At 71.6% G+C, this 11,245-nt stretch carries 11 protein-coding genes; 5 read left to right on the top strand and 6 right to left on the bottom strand.

Annotated elements, in window-relative coordinates:
- The 3 genes from NQ160_RS11070 to NQ160_RS11060 all read left to right on the top strand — a co-directional run.
- On the top strand, positions 1–348 hold a 348-nt coding region (locus NQ160_RS11070), incomplete at its 5' end, for an ABC transporter permease subunit (RefSeq protein WP_441338264.1).
- Positions 345–1,514 carry a branched-chain amino acid ABC transporter permease gene (locus NQ160_RS11065; protein ID WP_257515297.1) on the top strand — a complete coding sequence of 390 codons (1,170 nt, stop codon included), beginning with the start codon at positions 345–347 and terminating at the stop codon, positions 1,512–1,514. The genes NQ160_RS11070 and NQ160_RS11065, both read left to right, overlap by 4 nt.
- A 4-nt stretch (positions 1,515–1,518) precedes the next feature.
- Positions 1,519–2,829: an ABC transporter substrate-binding protein gene (locus tag NQ160_RS11060; protein ID WP_257515296.1), complete on the top strand. Its 1,311-nt coding sequence runs from the start codon at positions 1,519–1,521 to the stop codon at positions 2,827–2,829.
- A 136-nt stretch (positions 2,830–2,965) separates the two neighbouring features.
- Here the strand turns inward: NQ160_RS11060 and NQ160_RS11055 are convergent, their stop codons facing one another.
- The 5 genes from NQ160_RS11055 to NQ160_RS11035 all read right to left on the bottom strand — a co-directional run bounded on the left by NQ160_RS11055 (position 2,966) and on the right by NQ160_RS11035 (position 8,284).
- Entirely contained in the window at positions 2,966–4,606 is a 1,641-nt protein-coding gene (locus tag NQ160_RS11055; RefSeq protein WP_257515295.1) for a long-chain-fatty-acid--CoA ligase, read from the bottom strand.
- A 60-nt stretch (positions 4,607–4,666) separates the two neighbouring features.
- The gene (locus NQ160_RS11050; RefSeq protein WP_257515294.1) at positions 4,667–5,893 is read right to left on the bottom strand and encodes an acyl-CoA dehydrogenase family protein; all 1,227 of its coding nucleotides are present in this window, start codon (positions 5,891–5,893) and stop codon (positions 4,667–4,669) included.
- Entirely contained in the window at positions 5,893–6,921 is a 1,029-nt protein-coding gene (locus NQ160_RS11045) for a phosphotransferase family protein (protein ID WP_257515293.1), read from the bottom strand. Before NQ160_RS11045 ends, NQ160_RS11050 begins: the two co-directional genes overlap by 1 nt.
- Before the next feature lie 297 nt (positions 6,922–7,218).
- Positions 7,219–7,632 (bottom strand): acyl-CoA thioesterase, encoded by a 414-nt coding sequence (locus tag NQ160_RS11040; protein ID WP_257515292.1) that lies wholly within the window; start codon positions 7,630–7,632, stop codon positions 7,219–7,221.
- A gap of 13 nt (positions 7,633–7,645) precedes the next feature.
- Complete coding sequence (locus NQ160_RS11035; protein ID WP_257515291.1) at positions 7,646–8,284, bottom strand: QsdR family transcriptional regulator; 639 nt, start codon at positions 8,282–8,284, stop codon at positions 7,646–7,648.
- Between the two features lie 93 nt (positions 8,285–8,377).
- Between NQ160_RS11035 and NQ160_RS11030 the strand changes: the two genes are divergently transcribed.
- Positions 8,378–9,616, top strand: a complete 1,239-nt coding sequence (locus NQ160_RS11030; RefSeq protein WP_257515290.1) for an acyl-CoA dehydrogenase family protein — start codon at positions 8,378–8,380, stop codon at positions 9,614–9,616.
- Positions 9,613–10,827 (top strand): acetyl-CoA C-acetyltransferase, encoded by a 1,215-nt coding sequence (locus tag NQ160_RS11025; protein ID WP_257515289.1) that lies wholly within the window; start codon positions 9,613–9,615, stop codon positions 10,825–10,827. The genes NQ160_RS11030 and NQ160_RS11025 overlap by 4 nt, the downstream gene beginning before the upstream one ends.
- A gap of 52 nt (positions 10,828–10,879) precedes the next feature.
- Here the strand turns inward: NQ160_RS11025 and NQ160_RS11020 are convergent.
- A partial coding sequence (locus NQ160_RS11020; RefSeq protein WP_257515288.1) for a MaoC family dehydratase occupies positions 10,880–11,245 on the bottom strand: 366 nt, incomplete at its 5' end.

The raw sequence follows: 11,245 nt of genomic DNA, 5'->3' as shown, positions 1-11,245 counted from the left end.
TCGCGCCTGCTCGGGGTGCGCGTGGATCGCATGGTGACGATCGGCTGGATGCTGTCGGCCGCGGTGGCAGCGCTCGCGGCGCTGCTGCTGATCCCCACCGAGCTGGGGCTCAACCCCCACTCCACCGACGTCCTCTTCGTCTACGCCTTCACCGTCGCCGTCGTCGGAGGGCTCGACTCCCCCATCGGGGCGCTGCTGGGCGGCCTCACCGTCGGAGTCGTGATGAGCCTCGTCACCGGGTATCTCGGCTCCACCGTGGCGCCCATCGGCGTGCTGGTGCTGCTGGTGGCGGTGCTGCTGATCAAACCCGGCGGAGTGTTCTCGATGCGACAGGCGCGCACCGCATGAACCGCCGCCTGCGCCTGTTCCCCGGCCTGACCGGCACGCCCCGCGTGCTGACGATCGCCGCCCTTCTCACCGTGCTCGCGCTGGGTGGAACATTCCTGCTCGACCCGTTCCGCAACTTCCAGCTCGCCACCGCTGCGGCGTACTTCTGCGCCGTCGCCGGGCTCAGCCTGCTGATCGGGCTGAGTGGGCAGCTGTCGCTCGGCCACGCCGCGCTGATGGCCGCGGGCGGCTACGGCTACGCCCTCACGTCGAACGCCCTGACGGATGCCGGCGTCGACGGCGTGCTGCGCTTCGTCGTCTCCCTCGTGGCCGGGGTCGCGATCGCGTGCCTGCTGGGGCTGCTGCTGGGCCTCGCCGCCGCGCGGCTGCACGGCCCCTACCTCGCCGGCCTCACGCTGGCACTGGTCGTCGCCGTTCCCGCCATCACCAGCGTGTGGTCGGGTGTCTTCCGCGGCGACCAAGGGCTGCAGACGGCCTACAACCCGGTGCCGACGGCACTGGAGCGGCTGATCGCGCTGGAGCAGTGGCAGGCGTGGGTTGCGATCATCGTGGCATCCGTCGTCGTCACCGCACTCGCCCTCGTGCGGCGGGGCGCCCTGGGTCTTCGGATGCGGGCCGTCCGCGACGACGAGACCGCCGCGCGGCTGAACGGCGTTCCCGCCCGGCGCGTCAAGGTGACCGCGTTCACCCTCAGCGCCGCCGCGGCCGGCGCGGGCGGTGCGGTGCTCTGCTTCATCACGCAGTCGGTCGGCCCCGGCGGCTACACGCTGGCGTTCTCGCTGCTGCTGGTCGTGGCTGCCGTCCTCGGCGGACTCGGGAGCATCGGCGGCGCCGCCATCGGCTCGGTCGTGATCGTGGTGCTGCCCTGGGCCCTCGGCGCAGGCGCCGGCGCCCTCGACCTGCCCCGCGAGCTCGAGCAGCGCCTGTCGGGCAACCTGTCGCTCCTCGTCTTCGGCGCGCTGTTGATCGTCGTCATGATCCTGCGCCCCGACGGGGTGGCGGGCCTGGCGGGCACGTTGCGGCGGCGGCGTGGTTCCGGGTCCGTTCCCGCACCGGCGGAGTCTGCGTCGACCGCGGGGCCTGACTCGCCGCCGCCCTCTGCCGCCGCGGCATCCGACGCTCCGGCATCCTCCGACTCTTCCCGCACCATCCCGATTGAAAGGTGATCCCATGTCCCAACAGAGCTCGACGCTGCGCTCCGCCGCCCGTCGCACGGGCGGTCTGATCGCGGCATCCGTCCTTGCTGTCAGCCTCGCGGCCTGCAGCACCCCCTCGGCACCGGCAGCGGGCGGTGACGACGAGGCCGCAGGCGACAGCACCGGTGTGACCGACACGACCGTCACCGTCGGCACCCACATGCCGCTGACCGGCCCGGCCGCCGCCGGCTACTCGTCGATCTCCGCCGCCACGAACGCGTACTTCGACTACCTCAACGACCAGGGCGGGGTGAACGGGCGCACGATCGAGTACATCGTGAAGGACGACGGGTACAACCCGGCCAACTCGCAGACGGTCGTGCGGGAGCTCGTGCAGCAGGACGAGGTCTTCGCGATCCTCAACGGCCTCGGCACGGCGACCCACCAGTCGGTGCTGGACTTCCTCGACCAGAACTCGGTGCCCGACCTGTTCGTGGCATCGGGCTCGACCGCCTGGAACCAGCCCGAGACCCACCCGAACACGTTCGGCTTCAACGCCGACTACGTCGTCGAGGGCGCGGCGCTCGGCCAGTACGCGGCCGACGAGTTCCCCGACGCGGCGGTGTGCATGCTCGGTCAGGACGACGACTTCGGCGACGAGTTCCTCGAAGGGCTGGAGATGGCCCTCGGCACGGACGGCCTCACCGAGGTGCAGCGGTACTCGGTGTCGAACCAGGACGTCACCGCGCAGATCGGCGCCCTGCAGGCGGCCGGATGCGACATCGTGACGCTGGCGACCATCAACGGCTTCACCGCGCTCGCGGTCGGAACCGCGGCGCAGCTGGGCTGGTTCCCGCAGTGGTTCGGCTCCTCGTCGGGCGCCGACTACCCCACCCTCGTGGGCTACCTCGGTGAGGACATGGCGCCGAAGCTGCTGCAGGGCTTCACCGGCACCAACTACCTGCCGATGGCCGACGACGAGTGGGTCGAGCTCTTCCGCGAGATCAACACGGAGTACAACGGCGACGCCCCCTTCGACGGCAACACGATCTTCGGCATGAGCGTCGGGTACGTCTTCGCTGAGGCGCTGGCGGCGGCGGGCGAGAACCCGACGCGTGAGGCCCTCGTCGAGGCGGTGCGGTCGGGCGAACTCGTGGGCAACGGCATTCTGCCGCTGGCGTTCGGTCCCGACAGCCACGCCGCGTATCTGGGCGTGGGCATTACGACGGTGGACCAGGGCGTGCAGGACTACATCGACGCGACCTACGAGGTGCGCGACGGCAGTGTGACGGCAGTGGAGCGCCAGGCGGTGCCGCTGACCGGCGCCGCCGTCCCCGGCAGCTGACGCCGAGCGCGTCATCGCACATCACCCCCTGACGGGCCTGCGGGCTCCGTCAGGGGGTGATGTGCGTCTGGCGCGGGGGCACGCGCAACGCCGCGCCGGGGATCCCCGGCGCGGCGTTCGTTCAGCAGGTTTCAGGTCAGGCGATGGGGCCCACCCCGGAGTCGGGGATCACGGCGGCGGCAGCGACGGTCGGCACCGCCGAGTAGCGGGCAACGAGCTCCCGCTTGAGCACCTTGCCGCTTCCGCCGAGGGGCAGTTCCGCGACCAGGTGCACCACCCGCGGATACTTGTACGCCGCGATGCGCTCGCGGGTGAAGGCGATCAGCTCGTCGGCATCCACGCTCTGCCCGTCGTGCGGCACGACTGCCACGTGCACCTCCTGGCCGCGCAGGTCGTCGGCCACGCCGAACACCGCCGCGACGGCGATCGCCGGATGCCGCGCGATCACGGCCTCGACTTCGGTCGGGTACACGTTGTAGCCGCTGCGCACGATCATGTCCTTCTTGCGGTCCACGATCGTCAGCACCCCGTCGACGAACCGGCCGAGGTCGCCGGTGCGGAACCACCCATCGACGATCGTCGCCGCGGTCGCCTCGGGCCGCCCGAGATACCCCTTGAACAGGTTGTGCCCGCGCACCACCACCTCGCCCAGCGCGTCGGGGTCGGTGAGCAGCGCGATCTGCTCCTCCTGCTCGGCATCGGCGATCGCCACGTCGACCCCCCAGAGGGGACGCCCCACGGTGCCGGGTCTGATCGGCTCCACGAGCGAGTTCGACGACACGATCGGCGCCGTCTCGGTCAGCCCGTAGCCCTCGTGCACATCGGCGCCGAAGACGCCGCGGAACGCCTCGAGCACGGCGACGGGAAGCGCGGCGCCACCCGAGACCGCGTACCGAAGCGGCGGCCGTGCCTCGCTGCGACGAGCGGCCTCGAGCATCCCGACGTACATCGTCGGCACCGCCGTGAACACGGTGGCCCCGTGGGCGACCATGAGGGCGAGCGCGTCGTCGGCGTCGAACCTCGGCAGCAGGATGATCGACGCCCCGACCCGGAACGCCATGTTCATCACGGCCGTCTGGCCGAACGTGTGGAACAGCGGCAGTCCGCCGAAGACGATGTCGCCGGAGTGCAGGTTGAACGAGTCGATGAGGGTGCAGTGCACCTGTTCGACGAGGGCCAGGTGCGACCCTACGGCGCCCTTCGGGGTACCCGTGGTTCCGCTGGTGTAGAGGATCGTCGCGGCATCCGACGGGCGCGTCGAGGTGTGACGGACGATCGGCTCGGCGGCGGCGGCCTCGTCCTCGAGGCGGGGCAGGTCGCCGGCCGGTGACGGCGTGCCGGCGGGCAGCAGCACCGTGACGACGGGGATGCCGGTGGCCGCCGCAGCCGGCAGCGCCTCGCCCAGCAGCGGGGCCGCGACGACGAAGAGGTCCGCCTCGGCATCCCGCAGCACGTACGCGATCTCGTCGGCCTTGAACAGCAGGTGCACGGGCACCACGACGGCGCCGAGGGACAGCGCGGCGTAGTACACGCGGGCGAAATCGGGCACATTCGGCACGATCATCGCGACGCGGTCTCCGGGGCGGATGCCGCGGTCGCGCAGGGCGCCCGCGTACGCGCGCACCTCGTTCCACAGCTGCGCATAGGTCGTCATGGCGCCGGCGAAGAGCAGCGCCGGGCGGTCGGCGTGGCGCTGCGCGGATTCGGCGAGGATGCTCGCGACCGACAGCGTCGCGTAGCCGGGGTCGTCGATGGCGGGGTCGGGTCGGTGGGTCACGATGGTCCTTTCGTCGTTGAACGGAACTTCTGTCGAATACTCACTCGGCGATGCGAATACTCACTCGCGAGCGCGAACACTCACTCGCGAGCGCAGCTGCGCGCGGCCGAGGCTGTTGAGGTGCACTTCGTCGGGGCCGTCGGCGATGCGCAGGGTGCGGATGCCCGCGAACAGCTCGGCCAGGGGGGTGTCCTGCGACACACCGGCCGCGCCGAACACCTGGATCGCCCGGTCGAGGATGCGCTGCACCGCGCGGGGCACCGCGATCTTGATCGCCTGGATCTCGGTCATCGCCTTGCGGTTGCCGACGGTGTCCATGAGCCACGCGGTCTTCAGCACCAGCAGCCGCAGCGCCTCCAATTCGATCCGCGCCTCGGCGATCCACTCGCGGATCACCCCCTGCTCCCCCAGGGTGCGCCCGAACGCGACGCGCTCGTTCGCCCGGTCGGTCATCAGCGCCAGCGCCCGCTCGCCCATGCCCAGCGCCCGCATGCAGTGGTGGATGCGACCGGGCCCCAGCCGCGCCTGCGCGATCGCGAACCCGTCGCCCTCCCCCGCGAGCAGGTTCTCGGCCGGCACCCGCACGTCGTCGAAGACGACCTCGGCATGCCCCCCGTGGTCGCGATCGTCGTAGCCGAACACCGTCAGCGCCCGTTCCACGCGCACGCCGGGGGCGTCGCGGGGCACGAGGATCATCGACTGCTGACGATGCCGCTCGGCGTCGGGATCGGTCTTGCCCATCACGATGAAGATCGCGGCATCCGGGTTCATCGCCCCCGTCGACCACCATTTGCGGCCCGATACGACGTAGGAGTCCCCGTCGCGACGGATGCGCGTGCCGATGTTCGTCGCGTCGCTCGAGGCCACGTCGGGCTCGGTCATGCAGAACGCCGAGCGGATGCGGGCATCGAGCAGCGGCTCGAGCCACCGCTCCTGCTGGGCGGGCGTGCCGAAGTCGTGCAGCACCTCCATGTTGCCGGTGTCGGGGGCGGCGCAGTTGAACGCCACCGGCGCGAGCCGCGGGCTCCACCCGGTGATCTCTGCGATCGGCGCGTACTGCAGGTTCGTCAGCCCCGCCCCGTGCTCGCCCGGCAGGAACAGGTTCCACAGCCCGGCCGCGCGGGCGCGCTCCCGCAGCTCCGTCACGATCGGGCGGAAGGCCCACTCGCCGGGCGTGGCATCCAGCTGCTCCTGCAGCACCGCTTCGGCAGGCACCACGTGCTCGTCGACGAAGGCGCGCGCCCGTTCGGCGAGCTGCCGGGTGGTGTCATCGTGGGCGAAGTCCATCAGAGCGCCTCCAGTCCTTGGCGGGCGAGGGGTTCCACCAGCGCGCCCATCCCGTCGAATCCGTCGCCGACGGTGTCGCCGGCGACGAAGCGGTAATGGATCCCCTCGAGGATCACCGCGAGCTTGTACGCCGCGAACGCGCGGTACCAGCCGAGGTCCGGCAGGTCCGTTCCGGCCTGACGGGCGTACACCTCGGCGAGCTCGTCGAAGCGCGGGTAGCCGGCGGCCGGATCGACGGCGCTCGGAATCGCGCCCCCGAACGCGGCGGGAAGCGCGGCGATGTCCCAGTACAGCGCGAAGATCCCGAGGTCAACGAGCGGATCGCCGAGGGTCGCCATCTCCCAGTCGAGCACGGCCGACAGACGCGGTTCGGCTCCCTCGACGAGGGCGTTGTCGAGTCGGTAGTCGCCGTGCACGATGCCGGAGCGCCGGCTCTGCGGCATCCCCTCGCCCAGGCGTTCCTGCAGCGCGTCGAGCGTGGGGGTCTCGCGAGAGCGCGAGGCGTCGAGCTGGCGCTTCCACGTGGACATCTGGCGCGAGAGGTATCCATCGGCGCGCCCGAAGTCCGCCAGCCCCACGGATGCCGGATCCACGCCGTGCAGATCCGCGAGGGTCCGCACGAGGTCGGTGCTCAGGCGGGCCAGCCCCGCGGGGTCGTACCCGGCGTTGTGCCCGGGTGTGGACAGCACCCGCCCGGGCGCTCGCTCCATGACGAAGAAGGTGGTGCCGGTGATCGCCCCGCCGGTGTCGTCGACGACGTCCACGGCTACCGGCACGGGCACCGGCGTGGATGCCAGCGCCGAGATGACCCGGTGCTCGCGCCGCATGTCGTGGGCGCTGGCGAGCACGTGGCCCAGCGGCGGGCGCCGCAGCACGAGCGGGCGGCGCGCGCCGTCGATCGCGTAGGTGAGGTTGCTGCGGCCGCCGGCGATGACGGTGGCGGACAGATCACCGTCTGCGAGGTCGGGGTGCGCACCGGCGAACCATTCGGTGAGCGCTTGCACGTCGAGCCCCGGCACGTCGGTCATCGTCGACCCCTCTCCGCGCCGCATCGCGTCGCCGGTTCAGCATACCGCCTGGTCGGTTTGTGTCCAACCCGACCGGCTCGGGGCGCGTATCGGGCGGTGAACCCCCCAAACCCCCGGTTCGGGGCGCGTATCGGGCACCCAACCCCCACCGACCGGTTCGGGGCGCGTATCGGGCACCCAACCCCGCACTCCACCGGCTCGGGGCGCGTATCGGGCACCGAACCCCCAACCCACCGGTTCGGGGCGCGTATCGGGCACCAAACCCCGCAGCGCTCGAACCGGCGTCCCGCCGGGACCTCAGTCGAGCAGCTGCCCCGCCACCGCAGCGCGTACGGCATCCGGCACGGGGACGGGCCGGCGACTGTCGGCATCCACGAACACGTGAACGAAACGCCCCACAGCGATCGGCTCATCCTCGCCGGGGCGCAGGATCCCGAGCGCCCATGTGATGCTCGTCGTCCCCAGGCGCTCGACGCCGATGCCGACTTCGAGCGGCTCGGGGAACGACGCCGAGGCGCGGTAGTCGCACGACGACGACACCACGAGGGCGATCGCGGGAGAGGATGCCGGGTCGAGGCCTCCCTCGACGATCATCCAGGCGTTGACCGCGGTATCCATCGCCTCGTAGTAGACGACGTTGTTCAGGTGCCCGTACTGGTCGTTGTCGCGCCAGCGGGTCATGAACGGTCGGCGCACGCCGTAGTGCGGCATCGGTCCTCCAGGGTCAGTCGGCACGCAGCAGCACCCGGAACGCCGCGCGGGCGCGCGACGCGCTCGGCTCGTCGCCGGCGATCAGGTCGGCGTAGGTGAACGACTCCGAGACGCGCACGAGCAGATAGGCGAGGTTGTGCACGTCGATGGCCCCGCCGAGCGGCTGGTCGCCGAGCTCGGCACGCACGAGCCACTCGGCCGTCGCGACGTACCGACGCTGGATCTCGCTCTCGACCGTCGTGAGCAGCCGCAGCGCGCGGGCGGGCTCACGCCGCAGGAACTCGCGGAAATAGGGCGCGCGGTTCAGGTCGGCGACGAAGTGGGTGAGCAGCTCGGCGAGGCGGTCGGCGCCGACGCGGTCCGCGGTGGCGTGGTCGGCCTGCACCAGGGTCGGGACGGCGAGCGACCACAGCACCTCGCTCAACAGGGCGTCGCGATTGCCCACCCAGCGGAAGAGCGACGTGCGATCCACCCCCAGCGCCGCGGCGAGCGCGCCCATGTCGATGCGGTGCCCGGCGATGAACTGCTCGCGGGCGAGGTCGAACGCCCGCCGCGCGTCGGCGTGGGATGCCAGCCGTGCCGAGAGCCAGGAGGGGGCGGCATCCACCCCCACCGTCGCGATGGGCGGCGCGACGGGCACGGGCGTGGACATGCCGGAACTCTACAGCCGCGCCGGGTGGATGCAACATCCTGGGAAATGTTGCATGATGGGCGTCACACCGGATCACCGACGATCGGAGAAGCGATGCCGCTCACCCTCACCCCACCCGCCGACGAGACGCACGCGCCGCCTGCCGCGCGCCTCGACGCCGACTTCTACGACCTGCAGAGCGCGCTCACCGACGCTGAGCGCGCGCAGCTCGGCCGCATCCGGGCGTTCCTGCGTGACGAGGTCGCCCCGCGGGCGGACGAGTTCTGGGAACGCGCGGAGAGCCCTCGCCACCTCTTCCCCCGGTTCGCCGAGCTGGGCATGCTCGGAGCCGGCATCCCCGAGGTCGCCCAGTACGACAACAGCGCCCTGTACCGGGGCTGGGTCGCCCTGGAGATCTCGCGGGTGGATGCCTCGACGGCCACCTTCCTCGGCGTGCACAGCGGCCTGGCGATGAACGCGATCTGGGTCGGCGGATCCGACGAGCAGCGCGCCCAATGGCTGCCGCCGATGGCGCGCGGCGAGCTGGTCGGGGCGTTCGCGCTGACCGAGCCGCTGTCGGGATCCGACACGGCGCGGGGACTGCGCACGACCGCCACCCGGCGGACGGCGGCCGACGGCACCGACGAGTGGGTGATCGACGGCGCCAAGCGCTGGATCGGCAGCGCCGGATTCTCCGACATCACCGTCGTCTGGGCGCGTGACACCGACGACGGAGAGATGAAGGGGTTCATCGTCCCCACCTCCACGCCCGGGTACTCGGCGACCAAGATCGAGCGCAAGCAGTCGCTGCGGGCCGTTGAGAACGCCGACATCACGCTCACGGGCGTCGTCGTTCCCGATTCCCTGCGACTGCAGCGGATCGAGTCGTTCACCGAGGTCGCGATCGTGCTGCGGCTGACGCGCGCCGAGGTCGCCTGGCAGGGGCTCGGCAACGGCATCGGCGCCTACGAGGCCGCCGTGCGCTACACCGCCACCCGGGAGCAGTTCGGCAAGCCGATCGCCTCGTTCCAGCTGGTGCAGGACAAGCTCGCCACGGCGCTGTCGAACATCACCGCATGTCTGGCGATGTGCACGCGGGTGTCGCAGCTGCAGGACGAGGGCACGCAGACCGACGCCCAGGCGGCGATGGCGAAGGCCTTCGTCACCGCCCGCATGCGCGAGACCGTGGCCCTGTGCCGAGAGGTGATGGGCGGCAACGGCATCACGCTGGACTACGGCGCGGCGCGGGCCTTCTGCGACGCCGAGGCGATCTACACCTTCGAAGGGACACACGACATGAACACGCTCATCGTGGGGCGCGAGATCACCGGCATCCAGGCGTTCACCTCATGAACGAGGCATACATCGTCGCCACGGCACGCTCGCCCATCGGCCGCGCGCGCAAGGGGTCGCTCGCGGACGTGCGCCCCGACGACCTCGTCGCGCAGATGGTGCAGGCGGCGCTGGCCATGGTGCCGTCTCTGGACCCCGGGCGGATCGACGACCTGATGATCGGCACCGGACAGCCCGCCGGAAGGCAGGGCATGAACATCGCGCGGATCGTCGCGGTGCTGCTCGGGCTCGACGGTGTGCCGGGGACGACCGTGAACCGGTACTGCTCGTCGTCGCTGCAGACGACCCGCATGGCGTTCCACGCGATCAAGGCCGGCGAGGGCGACGTGTTCGTGTCGGCGGGCGTCGAGTCGGTGTCGCAGTATGCGCACGGATACGCCGACCTGCCGGAGGCGGTGAACCCGGCCTTCGCGGATGCCGCGGCGCGCACGGCCGCACGCGGCGAGGCTGGGGCATCGGCCTGGGTCGACCCGCGCGCGGACGGCGCGCTCCCGGACGCGTACATCGCGATGGGCCAGACCGCCGAGAACGTCGCGCAGCTGCACGGGGTGACCCGCGAGCAGCAGGACGCGTATGCCGCCCGGTCGCAGCAGCGTGCCGAGGCGGCCATCGCCTCGGGCTTCTGGGAGCGCGACATCACGCCGGTGACGCTCGCGGACGGCAGCGTGGTGACTGCCGACGACGGGCCGCGGGCCGGGGTGACCGAGGCCGGTCTCGCGGGGCTCGACCCGGTATTCCGGCCGGACGGCACGGTGACGGCGGGCAACTGCTGCCCGCTCAACGACGGCGCGGCGGCCGTCGTGATCGTGTCCGGCCGGGTGGTGGACGAACTCGGACTGCAGCCGCTGGCGCGGATCGTGTCGACCGGCGTGAGCGGGCTGTCACCGGAGGTGATGGGGCTGGGTCCCGTCGAGGCGTCGCGGCAGGCGCTGGCGCGCGCCGGGCTCGGAATCGACGACATGGACCTCGTGGAGATCAACGAGGCGTTCGCGGCGCAGGTGATCCCCTCGGCGCGGGAGCTCGGCATCGACGACGGCCGGCTGAACGTGCACGGCGGCGCGATCGCGGTGGGACACCCGTTCGGCATGACCGGCGCCCGGATCACGTCGACGCTGATCAACGGGCTCGCCGCGACGGGCGGGCGGTACGGCCTCGAGACGATGTGCGTGGGCGGCGGCCAGGGCATGGCGCTGGTCCTGTCCCGCGACTGACCGGCTGCCGAGTGAGTATTCGCGACGAGTACTCACTCGGCGGCGCGAATACTCACTCGCGGGTGGGCACTCCGGCGGGCTCGGGGACCAGCAGCGCCAGCGTCTCGGCGATCAGCGCGGGCTTGCGTCCCCCGTCGATCTCGACGGTCGTGCGCATCCCCACCCGCACGCCCTGCGGCGTCTCGTCCGCCGACGCGAGTTCGGTCACCGCCCGCACCCGCGACCCCGCGAGCACCGGCTGCAGGAACCGCACCTTGTCGAGGCCGTAGTTCACCGCCATCGCGACCCCGCCCACCTGCAGCAGCCCCTCGGTCAGCCGGGGCAGCAGCGACAGCGTCAGGTACCCGTGCGCGATCGTCCCCCCGAATGGCCCGGATGCCGCACGCTCGGCATCCAGGTGAATCCACTGCCGATCCTC

The sequence above is a fragment of the Microbacterium sp. zg.Y909 genome (assembly GCF_024626565.1).
The sequence above is the reverse complement of the archived record's forward strand: the minus strand, read 5'-3'. Positions and strand labels throughout refer to the sequence as shown.